This window comes from Rhizobium sp. 22-785-1 (assembly GCF_053521965.1).
This window is the reverse complement of sequence record NZ_JBNWDI010000005.1, coordinates 360,768-375,973: the sequence shown is the minus strand read 5'-3', so window position 1 is coordinate 375,973 and position 15,206 is coordinate 360,768. Positions and strand designations below refer to the sequence as shown.

The 15,206-nt window shown below is 58.8% G+C and carries 14 protein-coding genes; 9 read left to right on the top strand and 5 right to left on the bottom strand.

Features of this window, described 5'->3' with window-relative positions:
- Positions 1 to 175: 175 nt before the first annotated feature.
- The 4 genes from lhpI to ACQZ5M_RS13235 all read left to right on the top strand — a co-directional run bounded on the left by lhpI (position 176) and on the right by ACQZ5M_RS13235 (position 5,630).
- The gene (gene lhpI / locus ACQZ5M_RS13250) at positions 176 to 1,126 is read left to right on the top strand and encodes a bifunctional Delta(1)-pyrroline-2-carboxylate/Delta(1)-piperideine-2-carboxylate reductase (protein ID WP_449079950.1); all 951 of its coding nucleotides are present in this window, start codon (positions 176 to 178) and stop codon (positions 1,124 to 1,126) included.
- Between the two features lie 4 nt (positions 1,127 to 1,130).
- Complete coding sequence (gene hrpB / locus ACQZ5M_RS13245) at positions 1,131 to 3,617, top strand: ATP-dependent helicase HrpB (protein ID WP_449079949.1); 2,487 nt, start codon at positions 1,131 to 1,133, stop codon at positions 3,615 to 3,617.
- Between the two features lie 18 nt (positions 3,618 to 3,635).
- Positions 3,636 to 4,943, top strand: a complete 1,308-nt coding sequence (locus ACQZ5M_RS13240; RefSeq protein ID WP_296074023.1) for an ActS/PrrB/RegB family redox-sensitive histidine kinase — start codon at positions 3,636 to 3,638, stop codon at positions 4,941 to 4,943.
- Positions 4,944 to 5,045: 102 nt separating this feature from the next.
- A complete protein-coding gene (locus tag ACQZ5M_RS13235) occupies positions 5,046 to 5,630 on the top strand; it encodes an ActR/PrrA/RegA family redox response regulator transcription factor (protein ID WP_296014007.1) in 585 nt (194 codons plus the stop codon).
- A 15-nt stretch (positions 5,631 to 5,645) separates the two neighbouring features.
- Here the strand turns inward: ACQZ5M_RS13235 and ACQZ5M_RS13230 are convergent, their stop codons facing one another.
- Positions 5,646 to 6,131, bottom strand: a complete 486-nt coding sequence (locus ACQZ5M_RS13230) for an MmcB family DNA repair protein (RefSeq protein WP_296014005.1) — start codon at positions 6,129 to 6,131, stop codon at positions 5,646 to 5,648.
- 183 nt (positions 6,132 to 6,314) lie between these two features.
- Between ACQZ5M_RS13230 and ACQZ5M_RS13225 the strand changes: the two genes are divergently transcribed.
- Positions 6,315 to 7,001 carry a L,D-transpeptidase gene (locus ACQZ5M_RS13225; protein WP_296014004.1) on the top strand — a complete coding sequence of 229 codons (687 nt, stop codon included), beginning with the start codon at positions 6,315 to 6,317 and terminating at the stop codon, positions 6,999 to 7,001.
- A 117-nt stretch (positions 7,002 to 7,118) separates the two neighbouring features.
- Here ACQZ5M_RS13225 and ACQZ5M_RS13220 read toward each other — a convergent pair whose 3' ends face one another.
- The 4 genes from ACQZ5M_RS13220 to hslV form a co-directional block, all read right to left on the bottom strand.
- Positions 7,119 to 9,287: a malate synthase G gene (locus tag ACQZ5M_RS13220; protein WP_296074027.1), complete on the bottom strand. Its 2,169-nt coding sequence runs from the start codon at positions 9,285 to 9,287 to the stop codon at positions 7,119 to 7,121.
- A gap of 118 nt (positions 9,288 to 9,405) precedes the next feature.
- Positions 9,406 to 10,359, bottom strand: coding sequence for a DUF1402 family protein (locus ACQZ5M_RS13215; protein WP_296081046.1), 954 nt, complete (start codon positions 10,357 to 10,359; stop codon positions 9,406 to 9,408).
- 173 nt (positions 10,360 to 10,532) lie between these two features.
- A complete protein-coding gene (hslU, locus tag ACQZ5M_RS13210) occupies positions 10,533 to 11,840 on the bottom strand; it encodes an ATP-dependent protease ATPase subunit HslU (protein WP_449079948.1) in 1,308 nt (435 codons plus the stop codon).
- A 78-nt stretch (positions 11,841 to 11,918) separates the two neighbouring features.
- Positions 11,919 to 12,443 carry an ATP-dependent protease subunit HslV gene (gene hslV, locus ACQZ5M_RS13205; protein ID WP_296081050.1) on the bottom strand — a complete coding sequence of 175 codons (525 nt, stop codon included), beginning with the start codon at positions 12,441 to 12,443 and terminating at the stop codon, positions 11,919 to 11,921.
- A gap of 213 nt (positions 12,444 to 12,656) precedes the next feature.
- On the opposite strand from hslV, the gene hisB reads away from it, so the two are divergent.
- Genes hisB through hisA form a run of 4 tightly spaced genes read left to right on the top strand, consistent with a single transcriptional unit; the run spans position 12,657 to position 15,189 of the window.
- Positions 12,657 to 13,253 carry an imidazoleglycerol-phosphate dehydratase HisB gene (gene hisB / locus ACQZ5M_RS13200; RefSeq protein ID WP_296105764.1) on the top strand — a complete coding sequence of 199 codons (597 nt, stop codon included), beginning with the start codon at positions 12,657 to 12,659 and terminating at the stop codon, positions 13,251 to 13,253.
- Between the two features lie 59 nt (positions 13,254 to 13,312).
- A complete protein-coding gene (locus tag ACQZ5M_RS13195; RefSeq protein ID WP_296105765.1) occupies positions 13,313 to 13,801 on the top strand; it encodes a DUF2628 domain-containing protein in 489 nt (162 codons plus the stop codon).
- Position 13,802: 1 nt separating this feature from the next.
- Positions 13,803 to 14,453, top strand: a complete 651-nt coding sequence (gene hisH / locus ACQZ5M_RS13190; protein ID WP_449079947.1) for an imidazole glycerol phosphate synthase subunit HisH — start codon at positions 13,803 to 13,805, stop codon at positions 14,451 to 14,453.
- A gap of 1 nt (position 14,454) precedes the next feature.
- The gene (gene hisA / locus ACQZ5M_RS13185) at positions 14,455 to 15,189 is read left to right on the top strand and encodes a 1-(5-phosphoribosyl)-5-[(5-phosphoribosylamino)methylideneamino]imidazole-4-carboxamide isomerase (protein ID WP_449079946.1); all 735 of its coding nucleotides are present in this window, start codon (positions 14,455 to 14,457) and stop codon (positions 15,187 to 15,189) included.
- Positions 15,190 to 15,206 lie beyond the last annotated feature (17 nt).

Genomic DNA, 15,206 nt, shown 5'->3' with positions numbered 1-15,206 from the left:
TAAATCTGTCGTTTTTCCGTAAGTACACGTAATTAATGGTGTTTTTCGAGATATTTTATTCGAGGGCATCCCAAACACCCTTGCAGCGCTTGTTTTGAATTCTGCAAATCACCTGTCTCTTTCCTGATCCGCTTGGCATGCTAAGTTCGAGGCATAGGAGAAGAGGGAGAAGTCCATGCTGGTTCTGAATGAGGACGAAACGCGCAACGCCTTGGCGTGGCCGCAGCTGATCGATGCGATCGAAACCATGTTCCGTGGCGGCTGTGAGATGCCGGCGCGCCATCATCATGAGGTCACTGTCCCGGGTGAGCGTGATGCGACACTTCTCATGATGCCCGCATGGGTGCCTGGCTCCTATATGGGCGTGAAGATCCTTTCGGTCTTTCCGGATAACAGCACACGCACGCTTCCAGCGATCTTCGGGACCTATCTCCTTTCCTCTGGCAAGACCGGCGAGATGCTGGCTGCGGTTGAGGGTGGTGAGCTGACGGCACGGCGCACAGCCGCGACATCCGCTCTGGCAGCAAAGTACCTTGCGCGGCGCGATGCGTCATCCATGCTGATGGTCGGGACTGGCAGGCTGTCGCTCAACCTCATGCAGGCGCACGCGACGGTGCGACAGATATCTACGTTCCATGTATGGGGACGAAACGTCGCCTCCGCGGAGAAGGCAGCGGCTGAGGCACGCCAGATGGGCCTGAACGCCTTTGCATGCGCCGATCTAGAAGCTGGTGTGCGAAACGCCGATATTGTCTCCTGCGCTACACTTTCCAGCGAGCCATTGATCATGGGCGAGTGGCTGAAGCCCGGCGCGCATCTCGATCTCGTCGGCGCCTTCAAGCCGTCCATGCGCGAAAGCGACGATGAGACGATCCGGCGTGCGAGCGTGTTTGTCGACACCTTCGATGGTGCCCTCAAGGAGGGTGGCGACATCGTGCAGCCCCTCGAAGCAGGTGTGCTCCAGCGAAAGGACATCAAGGCAGAGCTTGCCGATCTCGTTTCGGGGCGTCACAAGGGCCGCGAGAACGATAACGAGATCACGCTTTTCAAATCGGTGGGTGCAGCACTTGAAGATCTGGCCGGTGCCATTCTCGCCTATGAGAGCGTGACGCGACGGACCAATTGATGTCATGACGCCAATCATCAAAGCGGCACTGCAAAACGCAAGCACCCTTCCTGTCACGGAGGTGCTTGCGGAACTCGGAGACAAGTTGCACCGGGCCGGGAGAGCCATTCTTTGCGCACCGCCTGGAGCCGGCAAGACCACGCTGGTGCCGCTTTACCTTCTCGACCAGTCCTGGCTTAGCGATGGCAAGATCATCCTGCTTGAGCCACGACGGCTTGCAGCGCGGGCCGCGGCGAGCCGGATGGCATCGTTACTCAAGGAGGAAGTGGGCGAAACTGTCGGCTATCGCATGCGCCTCGACAACCGGGTTTCGGAAAGAACGAGGATCGAGGTGGTGACGGAAGGTGTTTTCGCGCGGATGGTGCTGGATGATCCCGAACTCAGCGGTATTTCTGCCGTCATCTTCGACGAGTTTCATGAACGTTCGCTCGATGGCGACTTCGGTCTGGCACTGGCTCTCGACGTACAATCCGGACTGCGGGACGACTTGCGTATTCTCGTGATGTCCGCGACGCTGGATGCGGATCGGATCAGCGCGCTTCTCGATGATGCTCCGGTGGTCACCAGTCTCGGTCGCAGCTTTCCGGTCGATATTCGCTACGAAGACCGGACAGGACAGGAACGGATCGAAGACAAGGCTGCGCGGGCGATCATCGAGGCGCATGGCGCGGAGCAAGGCTCGATACTCGCCTTTCTTCCCGGGCAGGCGGAGATCAAGCGGACAGCGGAGAGGCTTGAGGGTCGTTTCGATCCACAGACGCAGGTGATTCCGCTTTACGGCTATCTCTCCCAGAAGGAGCAGGACGCAGCGATCAAGCCGACGGAAAAAGGCAAGCGCAAGATCGTGCTGGCAACCTCGATTGCCGAAACGTCGATCACCATCGATGGTGTGCGGATCGTGATCGATAGCGGGCTGCAACGGCTTCCGGTGTTCGAGCCTTCGACCGGCATGAGCCGGCTGGAAACGGTGAAGGTGTCGCGCGCCTCTGCCGAACAACGCGCGGGTCGTGCCGGGCGAACGGAGCCAGGCATCGCGATCCGCCTATGGCATGCGGGACAGACGGCAGCACTGCCGGCCTTCACGCCACCACAGATTTTGGCAAGCGATCTCTCCGGCTTCGCGCTCGATCTTGCCCATTGGGGTGTCAGTGACCCTGCAAGCCTGATGTTTCTCGATCAGCCGCCATCGGCCACGTTGAAAGAAGCGAATGCGCTGCTGTTTGGCCTCGGCGCCCTCGATCAGTCCGGTGCAATCACCGCACGCGGAAAGCTGATGCGCGACATGGCGTTGCCCCCTCGCCTCGCGGCGATGGTGATCGCAGCGGGTGAGCAAGGATGCGGCGAAGACGCTTCGCTGCTTGCCGTTCTGCTCACAGAGCAGGGACTTGGCGGCAACGATATCGATCTCGATGAGCGGCTTCGTCGATTCAAAGGCGAAAAGTCTGAGCGGGCAATGGCCGCCAAGGGGTTGGCAAGACGGCTCGCCTCTTCGCTTCCCGGCAAAAGGGCCACTGCAGCAACGACCTTAACGGCGGGGCAGCTTCTGTTGTATGCCTTTCCGGACCGCATCGCGTTTCAACGGGGCGCGCGCGGTCGCTATGTCATGGCCAATGGCCGGGGTGGAGAGCTGGAAGAGACGGAACGGCTGGCGGCGGAGAAGATGCTGGTGGTTGCCGATATTGTCGGCCGCGCCGCACGACCGAGAATTCTGGCCGCGGCGTCGATCAGCCTTAGAGACGTGGAGGCATTTCTACCCGAGGCAATCGTCAAGGAAGACCAGCTTTTCTTCGACAAACCGAGCGGACAGGTGCGCGCCCGGCGCGTCTCGCGTATCGGCGCCATTATCCTGGACGAAACACCTCTTGCGCGTCCCACCGGCGAAAAGGCCGCGCAAGCGCTGGCAAATGGCCTTCGTGAGCATGGTCTCGATATTTTGGCCTTTTCGAAGGAGGCGCAGCAGCTGCGCCATCGCCTGGGCTTCCTGTACCGCAGTGTCGGCGCGCCCTGGCCGGACATGAGCGACACAGCACTGATCGACAGACTGAACGAATGGTTCGTGCCGTTCCAGCACGATGCCAAGGCAATCCATGACATCAGTGGCGGCAACATCATCGAAGGATTGCGCTCGCTAGTGCCGCATGAGGAACTGCGCCAGCTTGGCAAACTGCTACCGACTCATTTCGAAGCGCCAACAGGCCAAAAGCATCCCATTCAATATGATGGCGAGGAGCCGACGCTGACCATCCGCGTACAAGAACTCTTTGGCTTGAAAGAGCACCCGAGTGTAGCCGGGGGAAAATTGCCACTTCTCCTAGAATTGACCTCGCCGGCGCACAGGCCGATACAGACCACGCGGGATCTGCCCGGCTTCTGGGCTGGCTCCTGGAAGGATGTGCGCGCAGACATGCGCGGGCGTTATCCACGCCACCCCTGGCCCGAAGATCCAGCATCCGCACAACCCACGCACCGCGCCAAGCCGCGCGGCACATGACATGACGAAGAGGGACCGATGGCAAAGCAGCCCGTAGAGACGACACGTTTCGGCCGTGCCAGCCGTCAAATACGCCTGCAGACCATCGTCTGGTTGCGGTGGCTTGCGGTTGCCGGACAGAGCGCCACGATCCTACTCGTGGCATTGGTTCTTGGCTTCCCCCTGCCGCTTCTCACCTGCGCGCTCCTTATTGCCGCCCTTGCAACGGCCAATCTGTTTCTGTCCGCACGCTTTCCGGCGACCTACCGCCTTGAGCCGTGGGAGGCGACGCTGTTGCTGGCCTTCGACTTGCTGCAGTTGACGGCGCTGATCTACATTACCGGTGGTCTGTCGAACCCGTTTGCGCCGCTGATCTGCGTACAGGTCATCATCGCCTTTGCCTCCCAGCCGCTGAAACATTCTCTCGTGTTGCTGTTCTTCGCGCTTGTCTGCGCCACAGCGATCGCATTTTCGCCATTTCCCGTTCCCTGGTATCCGGGTGAGGAACTGCCGATCCAGCTTATCATCCATGTCGGCATCTGGTGTTCGATCGTCGCGATGATGTCGTTTGCCGCCTTCTATGCCTATCGCGTCTCCCATGAAGCCAACCAGCTTGCCGACGCGCTGGCCGCGACCGAGCTGGTTCTGGAACGAGAGAAACATCTGTCGCAACTCGATGGGCTCGCTGCCGCGGCGGCCCATGAGTTGGGAACACCGCTTGCGACGATCAGCGTTGTAGCCAAGGAAATGGAACGCGAACTGGGCAAGGACGAACGCTTTAGCGAGGATGTGGCTTTGCTGCGCAGCCAGAGCGAGCGATGCCGCGACATTCTACGCCGGCTGACATCGCTCTCCGCCGAGGGCGAAGAACATATTCGCCGGCTTCCGCTGTCGTCGCTGATCGAAGAGGTGATGGCGCCGCACCGGGAATTCGGGGTCAAACTGAAGCTGGTGGAAAAATCAGGGCGCGCCGGTGAGCCGATAGGCGCCCGCAATGCCGGGATTCTCTACGGGCTGGGAAACCTGCTGGAAAATGCGGTCGATTACGCCAAGGATATGGTCACTGTCACCGTGTCGCATGATCAGCATCAGGTGAAGGTGATGATCGAAGATGATGGCGATGGCTATTCGCCGGATATTCTCGCGCGGATCGGCGATCCTTATGTGACAAATCGGCAAAACGACACGACCGCAGGCGGACTTGGGCTTGGGCTTTTCATCGCCAAGACGCTGCTTGAACGCTCCGGTGCGGGGCTGACATTCGAAAACCGTGGACCAAATGCCGCAGGGGCGAGGGTCACCGTTATCTGGCCGCGATCGGTTATGGAGGATAGTAACAGTCGGTGATCTTGGAGTTTGTTAGGAAACTCTTACGCTTGTAGCGCATGAAGCGTATGATCGCCCAAGAGGCACCAACCAAAGATAATAAAACGACCGAAGGAAGCGACCATGGTGGATGACGGACAGAACCAGCAGGCAGAGGCAGCAACAGCCGTGGATGCGATTGGTCCGGACAAATCGCTGCTGGTGGTTGATGATGACGGTCCGTTCCTGCGCCGTCTGGCGCGCGCGATGGAAGCCCGCGGCTTTGTGGTCGATACCGCCGAATCGGTCAGCGAAGGGATCGAGAAATCGAAAAGCGCGCCGCCGAAATATGCGGTGGTCGATCTGCGCTTGGGTGATGGCAATGGATTGGAAGTGATCGAGGCGATCCGCCAGCATCGCGACGACACCCAGATCGTCGTTCTCACAGGCTACGGGAATATTGCGACCGCCGTGACGGCGGTGAAACTCGGGGCACTGGACTATCTGGCGAAGCCCGCCGATGCCGACGATGTCTTCAACGCGCTGACCCAGCGCGAGGGCGACAAGATGGAGGTGCCGGAGAACCCTATGTCTGCCGACAGGGTTCGCTGGGAACATATTCAGCGCGTCTATGAAATGTGCGAGCGAAACGTCTCGGAGACGGCCAGGCGGCTGAACATGCATCGCCGTACACTGCAGCGCATTCTGGCCAAACGGGCTCCTAAATAGAATGACGGTAACGGATCAATCCGAATAGCTGGTGCCGGTAGACCATTCCGCCATCATCAGGCGTCGGGCTGCGGTTCTGGAAAAATCCAGCATCAGGGATTTGCGCGTGGCGGGAGCGAGCTTGTGCTCCGGCGCTTCGCGGACCATGTGGGCTCCGTAACCGTCGGAAAGAAACAGGCCGCACTCTTGCGGAAAGATATCCAGCGGCACCGCGGCATGGGTGGCAAAGAACAGCCGGTCACAATGCAGCCGGTAGTCCGGCCATTTGCGATCCACCTTGAAATCCTCGATCGAAGATTTGATCTCGATGATCCAGATTTCTCCCTTGACCGACAGACTGATCAGATCAGCCCGCCTGCCGCTGGAAAGTGCAAGTTCCGGCAACACAGAATGGCGCATCTCGTTCAGCAATATCTGCACGCCCCGGCGCACGAGCATGGCTTTTTCAGATTGGCGACCGTCGATTAACGGATTGTTATTTGTAAACGAAAGAATAGTCATCGATCGATTCTGGAAAGCGCTCCGTGAAATTGTTGCAAAAAGACCATGAAGCAGCATTTTCGCACGAGCTGTAGTCTTGCTGCGGTGCGATGGCTTGCAAAGCCTAGAGTAATCGAAAATAACCCGATTATCCAATATCGCTCCATGCACCGCTTATATAAGCGATTTTTCCGCGAGAACACCATGCGCATTCGCACTTCAATGACTGCACTCGGCCTGTCGTCCATCCTTGCCTTGGCCGGTTGCGCGTCCACGACGACTGAAACCTCCTCTGCCCGCCCTGTCGCAGCGCCTGTTGTGGTTGAGACGGCACAGATCTTCGGTGACGAGGTTTACGGCGCAACCACGGACGCCGGTTACGCCCTCCCAGCCATTCCGATCAACCGCGTTGACAAGAAGTTTCATCGCCAGATCGTAAACTATGAAACGGCGGAAAAGCCCGGAACGGTCATCGTCAATACCCGCGAGCGCTTCCTCTACTACATCCTGCCAGGCGGCAAGGCTGTGCGTTATGGCATCGGCGTCGGCAAGCAGGGCTTTGCCTGGGCAGGTGAAGCCTATGTGGCCTGGAAGCAGGAATGGCCGACATGGCATCCGCCAAAGGAAATGGCTGCACGCAAGCCTGAAGTGGCCAAGTATGTCGAAAACGGCATGGGTCCGGGCATCAGCAATCCGCTTGGTGCGCGCGCCATGTATCTCTTCAACGAACAAGGCCAGGATACGCTGTTCCGTATCCATGGGTCGCCTGAGTGGGCGTCGATCGGCACCGCAGCTTCTTCCGGCTGCATTCGCATGATCAACCAGGACGTGATCGATCTCTACAGCCGCATCCGTCCGGGCCGCAGCTCCAAGGTTGTCGTTATCCAGTAATCTCTGGACATGCCTATGAAAAAAGCCGCCGTGGAATGTCCCGGCGGCTTTTTTCGTTTCAGGCCAAACGTTTCCCGGTTGGAGGAAGCGCCCACCAAAACCTGGTGGATGGGGCGCTCATGCGCTCCGCTTTGCCTTTAGCTCGATACGGCGTCGATGCAGGACTGGCTCGGTATAGCCGTTCGGCTGTGCCCTGCCCTTTAGCACCAGTTCGACCGCAGCCTGGAACGCGACCGAATGATCGAAGTTGCCGGCCATCGGCGTGTAGGCCGCATCGCCCGCATTCTGCTGATCGACAATGGCCGCCATGCGCTTCATGGTTTCAACGATCTGCTCCTCCGAAACGACGCCGTGGCGCAGCCAGTTTGCCATGTGCTGTGCGGAGATGCGCAGCGTCGCACGGTCTTCCATCAGGCCGATATTGTTGATGTCCGGCACCTTGGAGCAGCCGACCCCTTGATCCACCCAGCGCACGACATAACCCAGAATACCCTGGGCATTGTTGTCCAGTTCCCGCTGAATTTCCTCCGGCGTCCAGTTGGGGCGAACCGCGACAGGCACGGAGAGGATGTCGGCAAGCTTGGCGCGGCCGCGGCTCTTCAGACCTTCCTGCACATGCGCGACATCGACCTTGTGGTAATGGGTTGCGTGTAGCGTCGCCGCGGTTGGCGACGGCACCCAGGCGGTGTTGGCGCCGGCCTTGGGGTGCGCGATCTTCTGCTCCAGCATCGCGGCCATGAGATCGGGCATGGCCCACATGCCCTTGCCGATCTGCGCGTGACCGGACAGGCCGCATTCGAGACCGATATCGACGTTCCAGTTCTCATACGCGGCGATCCAGGCCGCCTGCTTCATGTCGCCCTTGCGGATCATTGGGCCAGCTTCCATCGAAGTATGGATTTCATCTCCAGTGCGATCGAGGAAGCCGGTATTGATGAAGACAACCCGATCCTTGGCAGCACGAATGCATTCCTTGAGGTTGACGGTGGTGCGGCGCTCCTCATCCATGATGCCCATTTTCATGGTGTTGGGCCGCATGCCGACCAGCTGTTCGACCCGGGTGAAGATATCGGCTGCGAAGGCAACCTCCTCCGGGCCGTGCATCTTGGGCTTGACCACATACATGGAGCCAGCGCGCGAGTTCTGGTGGCGGCCACTCGGGCCGACATCGTAAAGCGCAATCAGGCCTGTGATGACGGCATCCATCATACCTTCCGGAACCTCATTGCCATCACGATCCAGAATGGCCGGGTTCGTCATCAGGTGGCCGACGTTGCGCACCAGCATCAGCGATCGCCCGGGGAGCGTCAGCGCCGAACCATCCGGCGCTGTATAGTTGCGATCCGGGTTAAGGCGACGGGTGAACGTCTGGCCTCCCTTGGACACCTCCTCCGTGAGGTCGCCGCGCATCAGGCCAAGCCAGTTGCGATAAACGATGAGCTTGTCCTCGGCATCGACGGCGGCGACAGAATCTTCGCAGTCCATGATCGTGGTGAGCGCCGATTCCAGAATGACGTCTGAAATACCGGCGCGATCAACCTTGCCGATGGCCGTGGAGGGATCGATGACGATTTCGATATGGATGCCGTTGGTCTTCAACAGGATGACGGAGAGCTGCGATGCGTCGCCATCGAAGCCGGCAAACTGCGCCGGATCGGCAAGCGGTGTCGACTGGCCATCCAGAGCGACAGTGAGAGCACCGTCGTCGACGGTGAAGCCGCTGACATCTGCCCAGCTGCCGCTGGCAAGAGGAACGGAACCATCGAGGAAGGAACGGGCCCAGGCGATGACTTTTTCGCCACGGCGAGGATTGTAGCCCCTGCCCTTTTCGGCGCCGTCCTCTTCGGCAATTGCGTCCGTGCCGTAAAGCGCATCATAGAGCGAACCCCATCGCGCATTGGCGGCGTTCAAGGCATAACGTGCATTCATCACGGGTACGACAAGCTGCGGCCCGGCAAGCTCGGCGATTTCGGGATCGACATTCTGTGTGTTGACCTTGAAGGCTGCGCCTTCCGGCACGATGTAGCCAATCTCGCGTAGATAGGCTTCATAGGCGGCGAGATCGGACGGTGCGCCGTTCTGGCGGTACCAGTCGTCCAGCTTTTCCTGAAACGCATCGCGCTTTGCCAGCAGCGCTTTGTTCTTCGGCGCCAGATCGTGGACGATGGCAGAAAAGCCACTGAAGAAGTCATCGGCGTTCAGCCCGGTTTCGGGCAGAACTTCGTCCTTCAAAAACTGATAAAGTGTCTCGTCGAACGACAGTCCGTTATGCTCGATGCGGCTCACAACATATCTCCCTATGGTCATTGTCCATAGAGTGGAGGGTGAACCCGGCTCGCGTCAACCGTTTCGCAGCATCAAAGATTTTTTCCAAATTGGAAACAATTCGCCAAACCTGTTCCTCTCACAACAGCTTTTGCAGTTCCGGCAGCTTTTCATTGACCAGCCAACCGTAATAATTCTCTTCCGGCCATACCGTGCCGCCGCTCTGGCGATTTTTCTGCGCCAGCGCTGCGGCGCGCTGTTGCGAGCCGCCGAGGTTATACAGTGTCGATGTCAGCCCTGGGTTTTTGGAAATATCCATGTCGGCAATCGACTTGTAGTCATCGATCGATTTGCGGATCGCGGCCGCCATATAGGCGAGCGAATGATCGGGATCCATGATGGCTGTGTAGACGGCAGCGGCATCGTTCTCATCGAGCTTCTCGTAGCCGGAGGTGCGAGCAACCGAATCGGAAAGCATGAGGGCCGTCAAAGGGTTGATCTGGCCGAGGCCAAACGTCTGTCCGGCATAGAAGGGCTGGAAGAACACCGCGCTAAAACGATTATCGGGATAGCTGACGCCATCGACCTTCTTGCCGCGGAAGCTCGCCTCCCAGACATCTTCACGACAGTTCCACAGGCTGTAGGAATCGCTTTTCGACTGACACTTGGAAAATTGCGAATGGGTCAGAAACTGTGCGATCGTTTCGTCCTTATAGCCGAAACGGAAGCTGTTTCCGGCGTATGAAGCCGCTTTCACATAGTAAGATTGCAGCCGGTCATAGGCATCGACGTTGTAGGTATGTTCGCCGACGATCGCGCCGACCATATGGATCGGATCGATACCGTAGCGGCTTGCCGTCGATTTGATCTTGGCGATCAGCTGCTTGTCGCCGGACAGGAGCTCATAGACCTTCTGATACTTGCGCTCGTAAGTAGAGTTCGACCCCTTGGTGCGACGCGCGGAGGCACCCGGAACATTCGGCTGTTCCGCATTGCGGTTTCCCGGAGGCACGACGGTGGCAGCCTCCGCGTAGGAGGGAAGAACAGTGCCAATGGCCAGAAGAGCGGCCAATGCCAGAAGAGTTTTACGCACGAGCGGATGCCTTTTCTCTTGCCGGCTTTGGTGCCGGAGTAATCCAGAGGATCGACTTTCGAAACTCATTAACGAAAAGCGATGCCAAATGTCGAGACAAGGCCGATAAAATAAGAGTGCGGCAAGATTTGCCGCACTCCCTCTGATTTTTGAAACTTATTCTCGAGTCTGCCTTAAAGAATGTAGCGCGACAGATCCGTGTCGGCGGCGATATCGCCTACATGTTCCTTGACGTAGGCGTCATCGATCTTGACCGACGAGCCGCCGCGATCCGGTGCATTGAAGGAAATTTCGTCGAGAACACGTTCCATCACAGTTTGCAGACGGCGCGCACCGATGTTTTCGACCGACGAGTTGAGGTGGACCGCCACGTCCGCCAAGGCGTCGATTGCATCGTCGGTGAAGTCGAGATCGAGTTCTTCAGTTGCCATCAGCGCCTTATACTGGCGGATCAGGCTGGCTTCGGTCTCGGTGAGGATGCGGCGGAAGTCTTCCTTGGTCAGTGGCTTTAGTTCCACGCGGATCGGCAGGCGGCCCTGAAGTTCCGGTAACAGGTCCGAGGGCTTGGCCACATGGAAGGCGCCGGATGCAATGAAGAGGATATGGTCGGTTTTTACCGGCCCATACTTGGTCGAGACCGTCGTGCCTTCGACAAGCGGCAGGAGGTCGCGCTGCACACCTTCGCGGGAGACGCCGGCACCCATTCCGCCATCACGTGCTGCGATCTTGTCGATTTCATCGAGAAAGACGATACCGTCATTCTCCACCGATTTGACCGCTTCGCGTTGGATCTGCTCATTGTCCAGAAGCTTGTCGGACTCATCGCGGATGAGTTCCGCATAGGATTTCTCCACCGTGGTGCGGACCTTCTTGGTGCGACCACCCATCGCCTTGCCGAACATTTCAGACAGGTTGAGCACACCGATATTGGCTCCCGGCATGCCGGGGATCTCGAAGCCGGGCATGCCGGAGGCGGTATCGGCGACCTCGATATCGATTTCCTTCTTGTCCAGCTCTCCGTCACGCAGCTTCTTACGGAAACTGTCACGGGTGGCGGGTGACGCGGTCTGGCCGACAAGTGCATCGAGAACCCGTTCTTCGGCGCTGGCATGGGCCTTGGCCTGAACGTCGGCGCGCATCTTTTCGCGCACAAGACCAATGCCAATTTCGACCAGATCGCGAATGATCTGCTCCACGTCGCGGCCCACATAGCCGACTTCGGTGAATTTCGTCGCTTCGACCTTGATGAAGGGCGCGCCGGCGAGCTTCGCCAGACGACGGGAGATCTCCGTCTTGCCGACACCGGTCGGTCCGATCATCAGAATATTCTTTGGCATGACTTCGTCGCGCAGGCTCTCATCGAGCTGCTGGCGACGCCAACGGTTACGAAGGGCGATGGCGACGGCGCGCTTGGCATCGTGCTGGCCGATGATGTAGCGGTCCAGTTCCGAGACGATCTCCCGGGGAGAAAAAGTGGTCATGTCGATCCTTTCGGCTTCCTGCTGCGGCCAGCCGTGACGGCCCGGCCCGCAGGAACCATGGGTTGATGATGCGTCCGCTTACTCAGCGTCCAGCGTTTCGATGACGAGATTATGGTTCGTGTAGACGCAGATATCGGCGGCGATATCGAGGGCCTGACGAGCGACTTCTTCCGCAGACTTCTCCGAATCCATCAGGGCGCGGGCGGCGGCGAAGGCGTAGTTGCCGCCAGACCCGATGGCGATGGCGCCATGTTCAGGTTCCAGCACGTCACCATTGCCGGTGATGGCAAGCGTCACCGTCTTGTCGGCCACCAGCATCATGGCTTCGAGATTGCGCAGATATTTATCCGTGCGCCAGTCTTTTGCCAGTTCGACAGCTGCACGCATCAACTGGCCAGGATATTGCTCCAGCTTCTTTTCCAGCCGGTCGAGAAGGGTGAAGGCGTCAGCGGTGGCACCGGCAAAACCGGCGATCACTTCGCCCTTGCCGATGCGGCGCACCTTGCGGGCATTGCCCTTCATCACCGTCTGGCCGAGGCTAACCTGTCCGTCGCCTGCCATGACGACCTTGCCGCCCTTTCGAACTGTAATGATTGTTGTCATAAAGCACCTGTCTGCCCAGTCGGGCCTTGCATGTAGAGCACGCGGACCGCTGACAAGCGGCGGTCCTTTTCGCAATTTATGTAAGTCCCGTTTTGCCGATTGCAATCTTGCCTAATCGTAGCGCTCGGGCGATGCCGACAAGGCGATGGAATGACTGGATATTTGAGGTGCGGGCTGGTAAGGAACGGCGATATTGTCCAAGGAGCAGCCGCAATGGCAGAGCGCACAGCCGAGATTTCCCGCAAGACCAATGAGACCTCCGTCTCGGTCCGCGTGAATATCGATGGAACGGGTACAGCAAAAATTTCGACGGGCGTCGGTTTTTTCGACCATATGCTGGACCAGTTGAGCCGCCATTCGCTGATCGACATGAACATCGACGTGAAGGGCGATCTTCATATCGACGATCACCACACGGTCGAAGATACCGGCATTGCTATCGGCCAAGCGATCGCAAAGGCGCTTGGCGACCGTAAAGGCATCACCCGTTACGCGTCGCTCGATCTCGCCATGGACGAAACGATGACGAAGGCTGCCGTCGATATTTCCGGCCGACCTTTCCTTGCTTGGAACGTTGAGTTTTCCGCACCCAAGATCGGCACATTCGATACCGAACTAGTGCGCGAATTCTTCCAGGCGCTGGCGCAGAATGCCGGGATCACGCTGCATATTCTCAACCATTATGGTGCCAACAACCATCATATCGCCGAGACGTGCTTCAAGGCAGTGGCGCGGGTGTTGCGTAGCGCCACAGAAATCGATCCCAGGCAGGCGGGCCGCATTCCTTCGACAAAGGGCATGCTGGCCTGATCCGGTAAAACCGAAGAGCACCCGACAGGGCTCTGCTCCGAACGTCGTCAGGAACGCCAATGACATCTTATCTGGTTCTGGAAGCGCCGGGCGGACCCGACAGGGATCACCGCACCACCCGCTTCATCGCCGACAGATTTTCGTGGCTTGCGCTGTTGTTCCCCTGGGTCTGGTTCGCCATCCACCGCATGTGGTGGGTCGCCATATCCATTGTCGTCCTGCAGATCGCAGCAGGTCAGGTTGCACGCCTCGACGGCTTCGGCATCATCGGCACTCTCTTTGCCATCGCTGTTGGATTTGTAGCCGGATTCGAGGGCCGCAACATGGTTCAGCGCCATCTGATCGCCAAGGGATGGACACTGAAGGATGTGATCGTGGCGCACGATCTCTCCACGGCGGAAGAGATGTATTTTTCGAACCTGCCCGAACAGGACCAGACACCGACATTGGTGTCGCAGCCTGAGTGGAAGACCCGTGATCGGGTGGGCGGTTTCATGACGAACGATCCTGCGGGCTCGTTCCAATTCGATTTGAATGGAAGGCGCTGACATGCGTGTGGCAATTATCGATTATGGCTCCGGCAATCTCCGTTCCGCGACCAAGGCTTTCGAGCGAGCGGCGCGGGAAGCCGGTATCGATGCAACGATCGATCTGACCGACAAGCCGGACCATGTTGCCTCCGCAGACCGCATCGTGCTGCCGGGCGTGGGCGCCTATGCCGATTGCCGCGCAGGCCTCAGCGCGGTGACAGGCATGCATGAAGCACTGATCGATGTGGTGGAAAAGAAGGGTCATCCCTTCCTCGGCATCTGCGTCGGCATGCAGCTCATGTCGTCACGCGGTCTGGAAAAGACGGTAAGCGAAGGGCTTGGCTGGATCGAAGGCGATGTCGTGGAGATGACGCCTTCTGACCCGGCGCTGAAAATCCCGCAGATCGGCTGGAATACGCTGGAGCTGCACCGCCCTCACCCGCTCTTCGAAGGCATCAAGACCGGACCTGATGGGCTGCACGCCTATTTCGTCCACTCCTACCATCTGGCGGCGAAGAACCGGGATGACGTCATCGCCACCACCAGCTACGGCGGCGCAATGACGGCATTCGTGGGTCGCGACAATATGGCCGGCGCTCAGTTCCACCCGGAAAAGAGCCAGACGCTCGGTCTCGCCCTCATTTCGAATTTTCTGCGCTGGAAGCCCTGACATGATCCTTTTTCCCGCAATCGACCTCAAGGATGGCCAGTGCGTTCGCCTTAAACTTGGCGATATGGACCAGGCAACCGTCTACAACACCGATCCCGGCGCTCAGGCCAAGGCCTTCGAGGACCAGGGCTTCGAATGGCTGCACGTGGTGGATCTGAACGGCGCCTTTGCCGGACAGACCGTCAATGGCGAGGCCGTCGATGCGATTTTAAAATCCACAAAGAACCCGGTGCAACTGGGTGGCGGTATTCGCACCTTGGAGCATATCGAGGCTTGGCTGAGCCGCGGTCTTGCTCGCGTCATCCTCGGCACCGTTGCGGTGCGCGATCCGGTTCTGGTTCTTGAAGCCTGCAAGCGCTTCCCCGGCCAGATTGCCGTGGGAATCGATGCCAAGGGCGGCAAGGTTGCGGTTGAGGGCTGGGCGGAGGCTTCTGAGCTTGGTGTGATCGAGCTTGCCAAGCGCTTCGAAGGGGCAGGTGTCGCCGCGATCATTTACACCGATATTGACCGCGACGGTATTCTGGCCGGTATCAATTGGGCTTCGACGCTGGAGCTTGCCAACGCGGTTTCCATTCCCGTGATCGCGTCCGGCGGTCTCGCCTCCATCGACGATATCAAGCGCATGCTGGAGCCGGATGCGGCAAAGCTGGAAGGTGCGATCTCGGGACGAGCGCTCTATGACGGGCGTATCGATCCCACAGAGGCGCTGGCACTGATAAAAGGAGCACGGGCATGACACTCAAAGCACGCATG